Source organism: Streptomyces zaomyceticus, from assembly GCF_014656215.1.
GTDB classification, from domain to species: domain Bacteria; phylum Actinomycetota; class Actinomycetes; order Streptomycetales; family Streptomycetaceae; genus Streptomyces; species Streptomyces zaomyceticus.
In genome coordinates, this window is record NZ_BNBZ01000036.1 from 61,048 (window position 1) to 78,212 (window position 17,165).

At 71.4% G+C, this 17,165-nt stretch carries 11 protein-coding genes; 9 read left to right on the plus strand and 2 right to left on the minus strand.

All coding sequences use genetic code 11. From position 1 onward, the window contains the following. Positions 1-375: 375 nt before the first annotated feature. The 3 genes from IE311_RS31500 to IE311_RS31505 all read left to right on the plus strand — a co-directional run bounded on the left by IE311_RS31500 (position 376) and on the right by IE311_RS31505 (position 8,369). Positions 376-7,203 (plus strand): ricin-type beta-trefoil lectin domain protein, encoded by a 6,828-nt coding sequence (locus IE311_RS31500; RefSeq protein WP_189835268.1) that lies wholly within the window; start codon positions 376-378, stop codon positions 7,201-7,203. A 400-nt stretch (positions 7,204-7,603) separates the two neighbouring features. Continuing rightward, positions 7,604-7,735 (plus strand): hypothetical protein, encoded by a 132-nt coding sequence (locus IE311_RS37150; RefSeq protein WP_268257219.1) that lies wholly within the window; start codon positions 7,604-7,606, stop codon positions 7,733-7,735. Positions 7,736-7,742: 7 nt separating this feature from the next. After that, positions 7,743-8,369: a sigma-70 family RNA polymerase sigma factor gene (locus IE311_RS31505; RefSeq protein WP_229902285.1), complete on the plus strand. Its 627-nt coding sequence runs from the start codon at positions 7,743-7,745 to the stop codon at positions 8,367-8,369. 719 nt (positions 8,370-9,088) lie between these two features. On the opposite strand, the gene IE311_RS31510 is transcribed toward IE311_RS31505, so the two are convergent. Together IE311_RS31510 and IE311_RS31515 are read right to left on the minus strand one after the other, a co-directional pair. After that, positions 9,089-9,853 carry a D-Ala-D-Ala carboxypeptidase family metallohydrolase gene (locus IE311_RS31510; RefSeq protein WP_189835270.1) on the minus strand — a complete coding sequence of 255 codons (765 nt, stop codon included), beginning with the start codon at positions 9,851-9,853 and terminating at the stop codon, positions 9,089-9,091. A gap of 17 nt (positions 9,854-9,870) precedes the next feature. Beyond that, complete coding sequence (locus tag IE311_RS31515) at positions 9,871-10,617, minus strand: peptidoglycan-binding domain-containing protein (RefSeq protein WP_189835271.1); 747 nt, start codon at positions 10,615-10,617, stop codon at positions 9,871-9,873. A gap of 322 nt (positions 10,618-10,939) precedes the next feature. Here IE311_RS31515 and IE311_RS37260 point away from each other — a divergent pair, with 322 nt between their 5' ends. The 6 genes from IE311_RS37260 (at position 10,940) to IE311_RS31545 (ending at position 17,120) form a co-directional block, all read left to right on the plus strand. Beyond that, on the plus strand, positions 10,940-12,091 hold the full coding sequence (locus IE311_RS37260; protein ID WP_189835272.1) for a helix-turn-helix domain-containing protein: 1,152 nt from the start codon (positions 10,940-10,942) through the stop codon (positions 12,089-12,091). A gap of 157 nt (positions 12,092-12,248) precedes the next feature. After that, complete coding sequence (locus tag IE311_RS31525) at positions 12,249-13,337, plus strand: peptidoglycan recognition protein family protein (RefSeq protein ID WP_189835273.1); 1,089 nt, start codon at positions 12,249-12,251, stop codon at positions 13,335-13,337. Positions 13,338-13,646: 309 nt separating this feature from the next. Continuing rightward, a complete protein-coding gene (locus IE311_RS31530; protein WP_189835274.1) occupies positions 13,647-14,069 on the plus strand; it encodes a hypothetical protein in 423 nt (140 codons plus the stop codon). An 88-nt stretch (positions 14,070-14,157) separates the two neighbouring features. Then, entirely contained in the window at positions 14,158-15,045 is an 888-nt protein-coding gene (locus IE311_RS31535; RefSeq protein ID WP_189835275.1) for a hypothetical protein, read from the plus strand. Positions 15,046-15,214: 169 nt separating this feature from the next. After that, positions 15,215-16,168: a penicillin-insensitive murein endopeptidase gene (locus tag IE311_RS31540; RefSeq protein ID WP_189835276.1), complete on the plus strand. Its 954-nt coding sequence runs from the start codon at positions 15,215-15,217 to the stop codon at positions 16,166-16,168. Positions 16,169-16,199: 31 nt separating this feature from the next. After that, a complete protein-coding gene (locus IE311_RS31545) occupies positions 16,200-17,120 on the plus strand; it encodes a peptidoglycan-binding domain-containing protein (protein ID WP_189835277.1) in 921 nt (306 codons plus the stop codon). The last annotated feature ends 45 nt before the right edge of the window (positions 17,121-17,165 follow it).

The following is a 17,165-nucleotide window of genomic DNA, read 5'->3' on the forward strand; positions in this document are numbered from 1 at the left end:
GACGGAGACGGCCTCGTCGAGCCGGCTCTTCGTGCGTTGGACATGCCTGTGCCCACTCCCCCTTGCGGTACGCCTCTGAGCGAGGTGCGCAGAGATCGGGGCACTCTGGCAGGAATTCGTCGGTCACTCCAACGCGGAACCATCGATTCCGTCCCTCTTGGGTCGAGAGATCAACAATTGCGCCAGGGGGTGATACTCGCCACTCGTCTTGCGAATTGGCTGAAGATGACGGCATGTCGTGTTGACTGCTACTTTCCCCCGCTTGAGTCGATGATCATCAGGATCAACGGCAGTCACTTCGGGGGGTATCGAGCGATGCCGCACGCAGGCATGCGCCGCTCTGGGCGGAGACAGTGGAGACGGGTCACCGTTCCCTTGGTCCTCGCCCTGGCCACATCACTTCTGGCGGTCCCGCCGGCCGGCGCGGCCGGGCCGGACTTCGACCGGGTTTGGCAGCCGCCCAAGACGCCACTGCCGCACACCGCTTCCGTGCGGCTCAAGGCCCAGTCCCTTCGTGCGAAGGTGAAGCCGCCCCGCCCGGAACCGGCCCGCAACGCCGTATCCGCACCCGCCGCACCGATCACCCGTCTCGCCGGCACGGCCCGTCCGAGCGCCAAGTCCGCTGTCCGCGCCGGTGCGTTGCCCGTCTGGGTGGCCCCGTCCGGCCGCACCAAGGGCGCGACGCCCCCGGTCACGGTCGTACGCAGTGACGCGAAGGCCGCCCGCGCGGCGGGAGCAGACGGACTCCTCTTCACCCTGACCGCGGACGCCTCCGGTGGCGCCACCGGTACGCGGACGCCCGTCACCGTCGCCTTCGACACGGCGGCTCTCCAGCGGGCCACCGGTGGCCGGTTCGCCTCCCGCGGACGCCTGGTGACCCTGCCGGCTTGCGCCGCGACCACCCCGCACCTGACCTCCTGCCGGGTACGGACCCCCCTCGCCACGCGTTACGACAAGGCGACCGGCAGGCTGACCACGGACGTCACCGTCTCGGCTTTCGGCGCCCCCGCGGCGCCGGCGGGAGCCCGCTCGGCCTTCTCCGCCACTGCAGCGCCCGCACCGCTGCTGCTGGCCGTCGACACCGAGCAGAAGGGCGGCGGCGGCGACTACACGGCCACTTCCCTCAGCCCCTCCTCGGCCTGGGCCTCGGGCAGCTCCTCGGGAGCGCTGACGTACCGCTACCCGATCCAGGTACCGCCCGCGCTCGGCGGCACCGCCCCCGACCTGTCACTGGCCTACGACTCCTCCACCGTGGACGGCCGTACCTCGGCCACCAACGCACAGGCCTCCTGGATCGGTGACGGCTGGGACCTCAACCCCGGCTTCATCGAGCGGACGTACAAGATGTGCGACAACGCCGGCATCGAGAAGTCCGGCGACCTGTGCTGGTCCGGATACAACGCCTCGCTCTCCCTCGGCGTGCACTCCGGACCGCTGGTCCGGGTGGCCACCTCGGGAGCCTCGAGCGACGCCGCGACCGGCGTGTGGCGCCTGAAGAACGACGACGGCACCCGCGTCGAGTTCGGGTCGGGCGCGGCCAACGGGGTGCGCGACGGCGCCTACGCCAAGGTCACCGATCCGGCCGGCACCGTCTACTACTTCGGCATCAACCACCTGCCGGGCGGTGACAAGACGGATCCGGCGACCAACTCGGTCTCCAGCGTTCCCGTCTACTCGCCGAAGAGCGGTGACCCCTGCTACGACTCGGCCAAGGGCAACGCCTCGCAGTGTCTGATGTGGCAGCGGCTCTCCCTCGACCACGTCGTGGACCCGAACGGGAACCTCACCGCCTACACCTGGGCCCCCGAAACCAACTGGTACAACCGTGGCGGCGCCCAGAACAACGGTACCGGCACGCAGACCGCGTACACCCGCGCCACCGCCCTCGCCTCGGTGAAGTACGGCCAGAAGCTCGACGAGCAGGTCGCGGCCAAGGGCACCCTGCAGCCCGCCGCCCGCGTCACCTTCACCACCCTGGAGCGCTGCGAGAACGCCGCGACCTGCGACCCCTCGCAGCGCACCGCGGCCAACAGCGACAACTGGCCCGACGTGCCCGTCGACCAGGAGTGCAAGTCCACCGGCACCTGCACCAAGTACGCGCCGACCTACTTCACCACCAAGCGGCTGGCCTCCGTCCTCACCGAGGTGCGGGTCGGCGGCGTCTGGAAGAGCGTCGACTCCTACCAGCTGAAGCACTCCTTCCCCGACCCCGAGGACACCACCAGCCAGAAAGCCCTCTGGCTCGACTCGGTCCAGCGCACCGGCCTGACGGAGACGCCCAACGTTCCGCTGCCGCCGGTGAAGTTCACCCCGGTGATGCTGAAGAACCGCGTCGACGGCACCGACCTGGTCCCCGCACCGCCGATCATGAACCGGCCGCGCATCCAGCAGATCGCCAACGAGACCGGCGGCGTCCTCAACGTCGACTACAACCTGCCCGCCTGCTCGCGCAGCAACAACGTGATGCCGCCGGCCGAGGACGACAACACCCTGGCCTGCTACCCGGTGCGGTGGCTGCCCCCGGGCTCGGTGGCCGACGCGACCCCGGTCCTCGACTGGTTCCTCCACCACACGGTCAAGTCGCTGACCGAGAACGACACGGCGACCGACGCCCCGCAGAAGGTCACCGCCTACGCGTACGGCCCGGCCGCCTGGCACCGTGACGACAACCAGTACACCGAGGCCGATACCCGCACCTGGGGCGAGTTCCGCGGCTTCGCAACCGTCACCACCACCACCGGCAGCGGCAACGACGGCCCCAAGTCCCAGGTCCGGACCACCTACCGGCAGGGCATGAACGGCGACACCCGCAAGAACGGGACCACTCGCACCGCCAGTTACACCGACGCCCTCGGGCGCACGGTCACCGACCACGACTGGCTCTCCGGCCAGGTGCTCCAGACGGAGACCTTCGACCAGGCCGGCGGCTCCGTGGCCGCGCACTCCGTCACCGGGGTCAGCGGCGAGGTCGAAACGGCGACCCAGTCGCGCGGTACCGGCCTCCCCGACCTGGTCGCCAGGGTTCCCTTCACCACCAGGACCGAGACCGCGAGCCTCAAGAAGACCGACGGCTCGTGGGCGAAGACCATCCGGACCACGGTCATGGACGCGGCGAACGGAAGCCGCCCCGAGACCGAGCTCGACCAGGCCGACGGCACCGAGGACATCTGCACCCGCTCGGTCTACGCCGTCGGCACGGATCCCCGGCGCACCAACCTCGTCTCCGAGTCGGTGAAGGTATCCGGGGCCAACGCCTGCACGGCGCCGGCCACCGCGGCCAACACCATCGAGCGCAAGCGCGTCCTCTTCGACGGCAAGCCCCACGGCCAGGCAGGATCAGCCGGCAACCCGACCGGCACGGAGGTCCTGGAGCAGTACGCGGGCGACGGCACTCCGCAGTTCACCACCACGACCGTCAACACGTACGACACCTACGGTCGTGTCCTGACCGTCACCGACCCGACCCGCAAGGACGCCGAGCACCCGTCCGGCGCGCTGACCCGCACCACGTACAGCCCGGCCACGGGTGAGCTGCCGGCCACCTCGACCTCGTCCGCCCCGGCCCCGGGCCAGGTGTCCACCACCACCTGGGACACGGTCACCACGCTGGACCCGCGCCGCGGCCTGCCGCTGACGGTGACGGACCCCAACGGGAAGACCAAGACCCTCCGTTACGACGCCCTCGGCCGCCTCACCGCGGCGTGGAAGCCCGGCCGGGCCCCGTCGACCGAGGCGAACGCGGACATGACGTTCGAGTACGCACTGTCGCAGGCCGCGGGAGTTCCGACGGCGGTCACCACGTCCGTGCTGAAGAAGGACGGCACCACCCCGGTCTACCTGAAGAGCGTCAACATCCTCGACGGCTTCGGCCGCGACCGGCAGACCCAGGCTTCGCCCGCGAACCCCGCGTACTCGGGCCGCCTGATCACCGACAAGCTGTACGACTCCCAGAGCCGCGTCCGGGTCGCCAACGCGAGCTGGTACAACAGCGCCTCCGGGCCGGTGCGCACCCTCGCCGCCACCGCGGAGTCCGCCATCCCGAACCAGACCAGGACGACGTACGACGGCATGGGCCGCACCGTCGCCGCGGCCACGTGGTCACTCGGTGTCGAGCAGAGCCGTACCACCACCGCCTACCCGGGCGCCGACCGCACGGACACCGTGCCGCCGGCCGGGTCCTGGCCCAGCAGCGTCCACCTCGACGCGCGCGGCCGCACCACGGCCCGCTGGCAGTACCGGACCCCCGCGGTGACCGGCACCGCCGCCGACGCCGTGGTCTCCACGTACACCTACACGCCGGACGGCAAGGCGGCCACGCGCAAGGACGCGGCGGGCAACACCTGGTCCTACGGGTATGACGTCCGGGGGCGGCAGGTGACAGCCACCGAGCCGGACACGGGCACCACCACCCAGGACTACGACACCGCCGGGCGCGTCGTGTCCTCCAGGGACAGCCGGGGCAAGGTCCTGGTCCGCACGTACGACCTGATGGACCGGCAGACCGGCCTTTACGACGGCACGGTGAGCGGCGCCAAGCAGCTCATCGCCTGGACGTACGACACGGTGACCAACGGCAAGACCAAGCCGGCCTCGTCCACCCGCTACGTCGGCGGCACCGGGGGGCAGGCCTACACCAACGCCGTCACCGGCTACGACAACGGCTACCGCGCGACCGGCATGCGCACCAGCATCCCGGGCAGCGAGATCGGCCAGACCGGTACCTTCACCTACACGGCGACCAGCACCTTCGACAAGCTGACCGGTGAGCGCAAGACCGCGCTGCTGCCGGCCGTCGGCGGCCTGCCGGCCGACGACATGAACTACTGGTACAACGACCACGGACAGCTCTACAAGTACGCCGGCGCCACCACGTACGACGTGCAGACGGAGTACGACGCCTTCGGCCGGGCGATCCGCTCGACGGTCAACCCGTTCGAGAAGCAGGTCGTCACCACCGTGGACTACGACCAGGCCACGGGGCGCCTGAAGGGCCAGCTGCTGGACAAGCAGACCTCGGTCACCGGCGCGGTGCAGCAGACCTCGTACACCTACGACAAGTCCGGCCGCATCACCTCGGTCACCAACACGCCGGACAACACCCCGGCCGCGCGCGACCGGGAGTGCTTCACCCTGGACCACCTCGGCCGGATGACGGCGGCCTGGACCGACAAGGGCGGCCTGACCGCTCCCGGCGCGGGACAGACCTCCGACCAGGGCGCCTGCGCCAACACCACCCCGTCGGCAGCCACGGTCGGCGGCGGCAACCCGTACTGGCACGAGTTCTCGTACGACGTGACGGGCAACCGCACGGCGTTCACCAGCAAGGACCTGACCGGGGACACCACCAAGGACGTCACCACCACGCAGGCCTACCCGGCCGCCGGCACCGTCAACAACGGTGCGGGCGCGGGCGGTCCGCACGCGCTGACCTCCAGCACCACCAAGACCGGCAGCACGGCCAACAAGTCGGGCAGCAACCGCTACGACGGCTCCGGCAACCCGGTGGACCAGTACACGTCGAAGACCGGCACCACCGGCATGACGTGGACCCCGGACAACCGGATGGACACGCTCACGCAGGCGATCGCCATCACCGGCGTCGGCGGCAAGTGCCTCGACGTCCAGGGCGCCAGCTCGGCGAACGGGCAGCCGATCCAGATCTACACCTGCAACTCGGGCGGCGGTCAGCGGTACTCGCTCACCGGCGACGTGCTCAAGGTGTTCAACAAGTGCGTGACCGCGATGGGTACCACGGCCGGCTCCGTGATCCAGAACCAGCCCTGTGACGGCTCCGCCGCGCAGACCTGGAACCGGCGCGCCGACGGCACGCTCCACAACCCGGCGTCGGGGCGCTGCATCGGGGTTCCCGGTGACGTCGCCACCAACAGCGTGGACGTGCTCCTCGCCGACTGCGGGACCCCGGTCCCGGCCGGCCAGAAGTGGACGGCGACGGACCGTACGACCTCGTACGTGTACGACGCGAACGGGAGCCCCATCGTCCGCCGCAGCCCCGGGAAGACCACGGTCACCCTCGGCGAGGACGAGCTGACCTACGACACGGTCGCCAAGACCCTGACCGGCACCCGGTACTACCCGATCCCGGGCGGTCTCACCATGGTCCGCGTGGGCACCGGCGGCCTGACCATCCAGCAGGCCGACCACCACGGCTCGGGCGTCCTGACCATCGACGCGAACACCCTCGCGGTCACCCGCCGGACGATGGACACCTTCGGCAACCCGCGCGGCAGTCAGCCGGCGGCGGGCGTCTGGGGAGGCCAGAAGGGCTTCGTCGGCGGGACCAAGGACGACAACACCGGCCTGACGTACGTCGGCGCCCGCCAGTACGACCCGGTGGCGGGCCGGTTCCTCAACCCAGACCCGATCATCGACCCGAACGACCCGCAGCAGTGGAACGGCTACGCGTACAGCGGCAGCAACCCGGTGAACTGGACCGACAAGAGCGGCCTCTTCTGCGACGGCTGCAGCGCCAACAAGGACAACTCGGCGTGGGACCCGTCCCACGGTCCGGGCTGTGCGGGCGGCACCTGCTACTACCCCGGCACCAGCCAGCCCTGGTACAGCTCTCTCACGCGCACGCGCGATGGTGGCGACCCGAAGCCCAGCAGGAACACGACCAGCTGGGACAGCCTGACCAAGGAGGACCGCGACTATGCGGCGAGGGCGCAGCTCCTCGCCATCAACTGGAACGTGATGCCGTGGCTCCCGAACTTCTCCTCGCTGCTGCACCACTACACGCACGGGTGGGGCGAGGACTACATCCTGGCTCCCGACGACGTGGACGACCTGGTCATGGACGTCACGGAAGGTCCGCTGAAGAACTACCTCAGGGAGAGGGCCGCATCCGCGGAGCGGAACTCCAAGCCCGGTGAGACCGTGTCCTTCGACTCCGGCTGGATCGGCGTCACCGCGGGCACGGACCACCCGGACTGGATGCTGGCCTTCCGCAGCTTCCAGTACCGGGCGAGCGGGACGGTGGAGGACGGCCAGGTCAGCTACCGGCTCCAGATCTACAAGAACTGGAACTTCGACCACGGCGAGAACCTCTCGGGGCAGGACTGGCTGAAGCCGCTGGGCGACGACTTCGGCAAGTACGCCCGCCTACACGAGGTGGGTCTTGCACAGGAGTTCGACGTCTGGGGAACCGGAAGGCAGCAGACCATCTCCTTCCGAGACCCCAACTGACCCGACCGGACTCCGTACCGGCAACGTCATCGCCACAGGAAGACCCCGACCGCGACTGCGGTCGGGGTCTTCCCCGTACCCGGGGCCCGTCCTCACCGGCACCCGGCGCAGCATGACCGGCGGCGGGCGTACCTGCTGGGCGCGCTGGCGGCGGCCGTCGTGGCCGCCCTGGCCGCCATGCCCCTGGTGGGTACAGGAATCCAGATCCACCGGCGACGACGCAGGCCGCACCCGCGCGACCGGTTCCCACCCACCAGCCCGTCACCCCTTCCCCTCCCGCACCCACCACGGCTGCCCCGTCCAGCCTCGGTCCCACCCTCACGCGCCGGCCCGCCCCCACCCCCACCCTCCTCAACCGCCAGGCCGTCGAGCGCGACTTCCTGCGAGATCCCCCCGGGGCATGGACCAGCTCAGCGTGGAAGCGAAGATCACCCGAAGGGACCCCGAGACAGGGGAGCTCGCCGACGACGTCCTCAACCAATGGATCATCGAGCGGACCGCGACCAGCAGTACTGCGTATGCCGCTGGCTGAACGAGGAATGACCCGGCCACCCAGGTCCGCGAACCGGCCACGGCCGGCGCAACTTCATCTGCAGCCGGGCCGCCGGCGGCGCGCAGACGAGCGAGCCAGCGCCGGGCCGCCGGGGGCGGCGCACCCGCAAGCCGCCGACGACCTCACCCAGGACGTCTTCGTACGAGCCCTCCCCGCACTCCCCCGGTTCGAGGGCCGCTCCTCCGCCCGGCCCCGGCTGCTGTCCATCGCCCGCCGCACGGTCGTGGACAGCATCCGCCGCTCCGCCGCACGGCCGCGCCTGTCAGACCGCCACGACTGGCAGACCGCCGCCGAACAGGAACAGCCCCAGAGACTCCCCGGATTCGAGGACGGCATCGCCCTCGCCGAACTCCTGTCGACGATCCCGGCGGACCGCCGCGAGGCCTTCATCCTCACCCAGTTGCTGGGTCTCCCCTATGTCGAGGCCGCCGAAGCCGTCGGATGTCCCATCGGCACGGTGCGCTCCCGCGTCGCCCGCGCCCGCTCATCACTCATGGCACTCCTCACGGACACCGAGAAGTCCGTAGTCGAACGCGACCGTCCCGTACCGCAGCAGCGCCGTGCCACTACCCCGACAGAGCCCGACCTGCGGGCCGTGGCACTGCTCGCGTAGATCGCGGGCCCCCGGATGCGGGCGGGGCCCGGTGCCCCGCCCCTTCCACCCGCTCGGGGGCGCCGGGCGGCTTCGGGGCGACGCCAAAGGCCCGACGGGCCACGGGCCCGTCCCCCAATGACCAAGATCCGGACCAGTTCCGGACCAACCCCCGCCCGAGAGCCCTACGAAGCGCCGTTTTGCCAGGTCAGCATGGGTGCATTCGGTGCACCACCAGCAGACGAAGAATCTGCTGGTCAGCTACTCGCCGAAGAAACTCGGCTTCTTCTAGAGACCCGAAAAGGGGCGCCTGACCTGGGCTTTCGCCCGTCAGGCGCCTCTCGTTCGCCTTGCCGAGGGAGGGGTCTTGTGCGTACCGAAACTCCGCACGGGGAGTGCCCCTGGAGGTCGCGGCCGAGTTGCCCGACCACTACCGGCCCTGCCCGCGCACGTCCGGCACGTGCTGTGCGGCCGGTCGTGTCACGTCGGCCACGGCAGCGGCAGGAAGTGGCCGAGCCGGCGCCCGGCTTGTCGCCGATGCGGACGTGCCCGTCGCCCTGGGAGCAGGACGCGACGAACAGGGCGGGGCGGAGGAACCGTGCGGACCCGGGGGGTGGGCCCGCACGGCATGACGAGACATGGAGAGGGGAAGCGCGCATATCCGGTTCCACTCCGCACCACCTGTGACGGTGATCCACGTCTCACCTCAGGTGCCCGCCGTGGCGGGCACGCGTCCGGGCTCAGGCCACGCCGTCCTCCCACCACCACGACTGCGAGCCGTACGCGTACTCGACCCGGGAGTCCACGTGCTGCCACGACACCGTGTACGTCTCCAGACCCGAGTATCCGCAGGTCTCGGCCTTCTGGTAGATGCTCTTCGTGGACAGCCCGGAGATGGCGACGTCCGCGGCGATGCCGTACAGGTGCATGGAGTTCGAGGCGCCGCCCACCGAGGAGTTGTGGGAGATGCTGCGGAAGCCGGAGTTGATCGTGACGGCCCGGTCGCCGCACTTCTTGCGCAGCGCCTCCAGCTTGTACATGTTGCGGCGCACGTTCTCCTTCACGGTCGCCGCGCCCACCTTGCCGCCCGAGAAGCCTGAGCCGTCCTTGCTCTGGAACTCGGAGAACTCGAAGTGCGCGGTCGAGCCGTCGGAGCTCTCCAGCGCGTTGAGGCGGCTGAAGGTCTGGGGCCCTGCCACTCCGTCGGCGGAGAGCCCGTACGCCGCCTGGAAGCGGCGCAGCGCCGCGCCGGTACCGGGGCCGAACTGGCCGTCGACGGTGACGTACGTCTGCTGGGCCGAGCTCGCCGCCCAGCCCGCGATCCGGATCTGGAGCTCCGTGACGGCCGCGCCGCTCGCACCCTGGGCGAGCTGCGAGGGCCAGCCGTACGCGGCGGCCGGGGAAGCCAGGACCAGACCGCCGCCGACGGCCAGACCGGTGGCCGCAGCCGCGCCGGCGCCGAAGCGCAGCAGTGAACGGCGGGACAGGTCGGATGCCGATGCCATGGTGAACTCCTCGTTTTCTAGTACCAGTTGTGGGACTGCCAGAAGGACCACGCCGCGCACGGAGTGCTGTAGCGGGACTTGATGTAGTCGAGTCCCCACTCGATCTGGGTGGCCGGGTTGGTCTGCCAGTCGGGGCCCGCCGCAGCCATCTTGTCGCCGGGCAGGGACTGCGGGATGCCGTAGGCGCCGGACGAGGGGTTCGTCGCGTACACCTTCCACGTGCTCTCGCGGATCCACAGGTTGTCGAGGCAGCCGAACTGGCCGCTCACAGACCAGCCGTGCTCGGTGATCTTCCACTGTGCGGTGATCTTCACGGTACGGGCCACCCGCATCGCGTTCATGGTCGCGGGCCCCGCGACACCGTCGGCGGACAGGCCGTTCGCCTGCTGCCAGGACGTCACCTTGGACTTGGTGCCGTCGCCGTACGCGCCGTCGGCCGTGGCGCCGGCCTTGCGCTGCACCTCCTTCACCTTGTTGTGCAGGGCGAGTTCGGTGCGGCTGCCGTAGTCGCCGTCCTCGGCGAGCCCGTTGTCCTGCTGGAAGGAGCGGACCGCGGCGGTCGTCTGCGCGCCGTAGACGCCGTCGATCCCGCCGGTCGGCAGATAGCCGATGCCCGCGAGGTTGCGCTGGATCCAGGTGGTGGAGTCCAGGGCGTGCGCGGGGGCGGAGGGCACCAGCACGGCGAGCAGGGCGGCGGCCAGCACGAGCGCCGCCTGGGCGAGCGGCAGGCGGCGCCGGAGGTCCGGCGTTCGGGTGGATATCACTCGGAGTCCTTGTCTTCGCGGTGGATCGGGGAGCGGCCGAAGTCATGGTGCTGCCGGGGCGGTTGCTTCGGAGCCTCCCGCGAGCGATACGGGACGGGACCGGGACGCGCGGGACGCCGGGGGCGTGCGGGACGGGACGGGGCGGGACGACTCGTGTCACGCGGCTACCTGTGGCGCAGATCACTCGCGCGGGCCCTGGAGGTCTGTGAGACCGCCGTGTCGCGGGTGTCCCGGTGTGACAAAGTCCTGCCGCAGGTAGCGGCAAGTTGTTCATCAACTCCCTTGCCTACAAGGGGGGTTCAACACGGGGGAGAGACTGCGAATGACTGCTGTCGAGAAGCAGGCCCGGGACGAGCGGCGTCGGCGGGACGCCGAGCTCAGCGCCGTCCGCGAACGGGTCCTGGCGGGGATGCGCCGGATCAAGGAGGAGTTCGGTCTGAGCTACGGCCGGCTCGCCGAGAAGACGCACTACAGCCGCTCGTCCTGGGAGCGCTACCTCAACGGGAAACAGTGGCCGAGCCGCGCCGCGATCCAGCAGCTCGCGGACGTGGTCGGGCAGGACCCCACGCCCCTGATCGCCCTCTGGGAACACGCCGAGAGGCTGGCCCGCAGAAGCAGACGCGAGGGAGCCGTGCCAGAGGTGCAGGGGGAACCGGAGCCGGAGCGGCGAGGGCCAGTCGAGCGAGAGGGGACGGACGGCCTGGGCCCGAAGGGCCTGGGCGAGGGGCAGGACGAGGGCCGGGGCGCGACGACGCCGGGGCCGGAGGAGCCGGCGGGCCGGGGGAAGCCCGTACGGGACGGGGAACCCGTACGGGAGAGGGAACCCGTACGGGAGAGGGAACCCGTACGGGAGGAGCGGCACGCGCCGGGTGTCGCGCCGGATCCGGACCGCGTCGCCGGGCCCGGGCCCCGCCCCGCCGGACGGGTGCGGCCGCTCGTCCACATGGCGATCGGCGCGGTCGTGGGTGCGCTGATCGTGATCGCCGTCCTCGGAGTGAAGTCCGCTCCGGACGGCGCGCGGGCGGACGCGGGTAAGCCGACGGCGAGCGGCGAGAGTTCGGCGGTGACGGCCCAGGGCGCTGCCGAGCGCACACCCGGCGCCGAGTCCGACCACCCCCTGCCCGGCTGCTCCGGGGAGTCCTGCCTCGGGCGCGAACCGCAGACGATGAACTGCCAGTGGGACGCGAAGACCGTCCGGCTCCTCTACCTGCGCGGGCTGCGGATCCAGCTCCGGCACAGCGCCGCCTGCCAGGCGGTCTGGGGGCGGCTGGAGAACGGGGCGATCGGCGACGGTGTGATCATCACCGACAAGGGCAGCCGGACGGAGGAGTCCACCATCCGGGTGGACCGCGACACCTATACGCGGATGCTGTCGGTCGCCGAGTACCCCCTGTCGACCATCTCCATCTGCGGAGTGATCCCGAAGGTCAAGGAGCAGGAGTGCGACCCCTCGCAGGACGCCCCGCAGCCCTGAGGCGGCGACGCCCGGCGGGATCCCGGGGCGTCCCGAGAAGCCGACGCGCCCAAGTCTGAGAAGCGGGACTCCCTGATGGGACAGGGGGGTTGCTCATAGCATTCGGCCGCCGCTCCGCGTTGTGCGGGGCGGCTGCCGAAACACATGGGGAGAGACGATGAGCGACCTGTCGATGCCGCGTCCGCGACGGCGCGCGCTGCTGTCCGGGGCCTTCGCCCTCGGTGCCGGAGCGGTCCTGGGGACCGCACTGCCGGGGGCCGCGCGCGCCGCCGCGGGGGCCGCGCTCGCCGGACCGGTGATCTCCGGGTGCGTGGCCTGGGGCGCCCGCGGGCCGAGCACCCCGGTGAAGCTGCTGGCCACCGGGCCCCAGAAGATCATCGTCCATCACACCGCGACCCCGAACAGCACCGACTACTCGCAGGCGCACGCCTTCGCGCTGTCCCGGTCGATCCAGGCCGACCACATGGACGCGCGGGGCTGGATCGACTCGGGCCAGCACTTCACGATCAGCCGCGGCGGCTGGATCACCGAGGGCCGGCACTCCAGCGTCGCCGCGCTGGCCGCCGGTACCCAGCAGGTCGAGTCGGCGCACTGCACCGGCCAGAACACCGTCGCCGTCGGCATCGAGAACGAGGGCACGTACACGTCGGTGGACCCTCGGTCGGCGCAGTACGCGAAGCTGGTGGACCTCTGCGCGTACATCTGCTCCCAGTACGGGCTGCGCGCCTACCAGATCTTCGGGCACCGGGACTTCAACAACACCGAGTGCCCCGGCGACCGGCTGTACGCGCTGCTGCCGCAGCTCAGGGCCGACGTCGCCGCCCGGATCGGCGGCAGCCCGGCGTGGGGCGGCTGGCCGGTGGCGCGGCTCGGTGACTCGGGCGAGCGCGTCAGGTCGCTGCAGTACCTGCTCAACTCGCGGGGCGCCACGGTCGTGGCCGATGGCTCCTTCGGGCCGGCGACCGAGAGCGCGGTGCGGGCCTTCCAGACGACCAACCGGGCCGGGGTCGACGGCGTGGCCGGAAACCAGACCTGGCACCAGCTCGCCAACCCGCTCGCGCGTGGAGCGCAGGGCGACGGGGTGAAGGCGCTCCAGGGCCAGCTCAACGCGCGCGGTCAGACGCTGGTCGTCGACGGCAGCTTCGGCTCGGGCACCGAGGCGGGGGTGCGGGCGTTCCAGACCTCGGCGAGCCTGCCGGCCGACGGCGTGGCGGACGCCCGCACCTGGAGCCGGCTGCTGGCCTGAGTGGCCGGTATCCCGGTGCGGGAGAGGGGTGAGGCGGGAGACCGCCTCACCCTCTCCCGCACCCCGGGCGCCTGGCCTCGCGCTGCCCGTCCCTCCCCGTCCCTTCCCTGGTCCCGTCCCGTCCCCGCGCGTCCCCTCCCGGACGTCCCGGTGGGCGCGCGTCCCGGGAGTGTCCCGAGTGGGCGACGGGACCTACGCATTCGCCGGTCGGCATGGTCAGGATTCCGCTGGGCCGAAAACGGCGGCGGCCGGAACAGGCCCTCGCGCACCACCGATCCCCACCACCCATCCGACCACAGGAGTCACGACATGCGTCGCATCCGCAGCACCACCCTCACCGCAGGTGCCCTCGCCCTCGCCGGTGTCGCCGCCACCTGCGTGGCGCTCGCCCCGGCGGCGTCCGCGTCGGCCCAGGCGTGCACGGTCACCACCCTCACCACCGGTGAGTACGAGTCGCAGGGAACCATCGCCACCAAGGCCTCCAGTGGCTGCGGTGACCTGAACCTGACCTACTCGTACAACTCCGGCAGCCGCACCTACGACCACTACGCCGGCCGTTACAAGAAGTCGTCCGGCTGGGTGACCGGATCGAAGCGGTACGTCCAGGCGTCCGACGGCTACCACAGCGTCAACGACTCGACCTACTGGCTCATCACCGGCCTCTCCGCCGGCACCCAGTTCAGCGTCTCCAGCCTGCTCGACGGCGGCGACACGGTCAAGATCACCCACTGACCCGCTCCCCGGCGGATCGGCAGTACGCCGCGGGGCCACCAGCATGACGGCCCCGCGGCGCCCGGACAACCGAGAGGCACGAGACGCTGTGAAGAAGAGGCCGATCACCGCGGCGGTCCTGGGCGCCGTCGTCGCGGCGGCCGCCCTGACGGGCTGCGGGGGCGCCGCGCCCGGCCTCTCCGCGGCGTCCCTCCCCACGGCGTCGGGCCCCGTACGGCCGCCGACGGTGGCGCGGGGCCTGCCGGCGGAGCGGGACCTGACGGCGATGGTGCTGCCCGCGACCGGTACGGACAGCCGGCTGACCCAGGGGCTCGACGGCTTCGCCCAACTGGTGGGCCACGCCCGGCTCCAGGAGTGCGCGGAGGGGGCGGGCGTGCGGCCCGCCGAGGTGCCGCCCCCCGCGTACATCGGTTGGTCCGACCTGCCCGACCTGGGCTTCATCGGGCGGCACGGCCTCACGATGAGCGTGCCCGCCCTGCCGTCGGCCTCCCCGAGCGGCCGGGCGGCGGGCCGGACGGACCGGGCCGCGCAGCAGCGCTGCGAGACCGAGGGCCGCGCCGCGGCCAAGGAGTTCAAGGACCTGTACTCGCCGCTCCAGTCGCTGTGGTGGCCGGAGGTCTCGGCGGTCCGGGACGACCCGCGGGCCCGCGAGGCCCTGCGGACCCTGCCCGGCTGCCTCACGCGGTACGGCGTCGAGGTCGAGGACGAGGACGGCTTCTTCGCCCTCGTCGACCGCACCGTCCAGGGTATCGAGGACGGGGCGGAGGCCGCCCGCGCCGACCGGGGCCTCGGGGCGGCCTACGCCGCCTGCATGGCCCCGGTGGAAGCGGTCCGGGAACCCCTGCGCACCGCCCGCCGCACCGCCTTCGAGGCGGCGCACCACGACGAACTCCGCGCGCTGGAACGCGGCCTGCTGCCGCGCATCCGGGAACTGGAGCACCGGCACGGCCTGACCTTCGGGCACCCGGTCCCCTGAGCAACGACACGAGGACGTCCACGGGAACGCGCCGGGCTCACCCCGCGCACGTGACCCGCGCCTTGCCCCCGTCCCCGCACCCCGCACCCCGCACCCCGCACCCATAACCCACAACCCACAACCCATCGCAACCAAGCCCGACATGATTCGACACGAGAGGGATCGCACCATGCTCCGATCGTCCGGTCTGCGCAAGCAGAGCGCCCGGATCGCCCTGTTCCTCGCCCTGACCACGGCCCTGCTCGTCCAGACGGGCACCCCGGCCCAGGCGTTCGCGGGAGCGGCGTACCACCTGCAGAGCTCGGGCAACCGAGGCAGCGACGTCGTCGCCCTCCAGTACCTGCTGGGCGCGCACGGCCAGTCCGTGGCCGCCGACGGGGTCTTCGGCTCCGGCACGGCGACCGCTGTCAAGGCCTTCCAGAGCTCCCAGGGCCTGACGGCGGACGGCGTCGTCGGCCCGAACACCTGGGGCAGGCTCGTCGCCACGGTGCGCCAGGGCGACAACGGATCGGCCGTGAAGGCCGTGCAGTACCTGCTCAACGCCAAGCGTTCGGCGGGCCTGACGGTCGACGGCGACTTCGGCCCGGCGACCGCCACCGCGGTGAAGACCTTCCAGAGCCACGCGGGCCTGTCCGCCGACGGAGTCGTCGGCCCCGACACCTGGCGCAACCTGGTCTGGCACTACGAACTGGTGAACTTCACCAACATCTGCGACCAGAACCCGGACGGCAACGCGACCGCGAACTGGGCCACCGCCGCGGCCGTCGGCCAGCTGGAGGCCGCAGCCGCGTCGTTCGCCTCGACCGGCCAGGGCAAGGTGCCGATGGGCGACGCGGGCTTCGAACACGGCGGCGACATCCCGGGCCACGCCAGCCACGAGGTCGGGCTCGACATCGACATCTGGCCGATCCGCACCGATTCCGCGCAGTGCTCGGCGGGCCGGATCACCTGGCAGTCCGGCACCTACGACCGGGCGGCGACCCGCCAGCTCGTGCAGGCGATCCGCGCGGCGGCCCCCGGGCACATCGAGGTCATCTACTTCAACGACCCGACGCTGATCTCCGAGGGCCTGACCACGCAGTACCCGAACCACGACAACCACCTGCACGTCCGCTACCGCTGACGCGGGCCGGCGCAACACGCGAAGGAGAGACATGCGCAGACGCTTCCCGGCGCTGGTCGCCGCGGTCATCGCCGCGATGGTGGCCGTCCTGCTCGGGCCGAACACCGCCTCGGCCGCCACCTGGCCCGTCATCGCCAACGGCGACAGCGGGGCCCAGGTGACGACGATCCAGCACCTGCTCAACCACCGCGGGTACGCGACCGCTGCCGACGGCCAGTTCGGTCCCACGACCGAGGCGAAGGTCTCGGCGTTCCAGAGCGCCAACGGGCTCACGGCCGACGGCTCGGTGGGCCCGCTGACCTGGCCCAAGCTGGTCGCCACGGTACAGGGCGGCAGCACCGGCAACGCCGCCAGAGCGGCCCAGACCCAGCTGAACCGGTACGGGTACGGCCTCGTCGTCGACGGTGACTTCGGCACCGCGTCGACCAACGCCGCCAAGGACTTCCAGTCCAAGCACGGCCTGACGGCGGACGGGATCGTGGGCCCGAACACCTGGAACGCCCTGGTCGGCGCTTCCGGCAGCGGCGGGGGCGGCACCAGCCGCGCCCAGCTCGCGGCGTCGATCGACGCCAACTCCCGTATCTCCCTGCTCACCTACCACGTGAGCGGGGTCGTCGACGCCGACTCCACGGCCCAGGCGAACATCACCGACACGAAGAACGGCACCACCGCCGAGACCAGCAACTACAGCGACGTCGGCGAGCGCGAGGTCTGGCTCTCCACGGCCATGCTCAACGGCATGCTGAAGCTGGCCACGGAGCGGGGCTACACCTTCCTGGTCACCGAGATCGCCGGCGGCGACCACTCGTCGAACTCGAACCACTACAAGGGCATCGCGTTCGACGCGGACAACATGTCCGTCAGCAACGCCACCTTCGTCAGCGCCTGCCGCGCGTACGGCGCGACGGAAGCCCTCGACGAGGGCAACCACGTCCACTGCGCCTGGCAGTAGCCCGAAAGGCAGGAGAAGCGGCCGACGCCCACCCCGGGCGTCAGA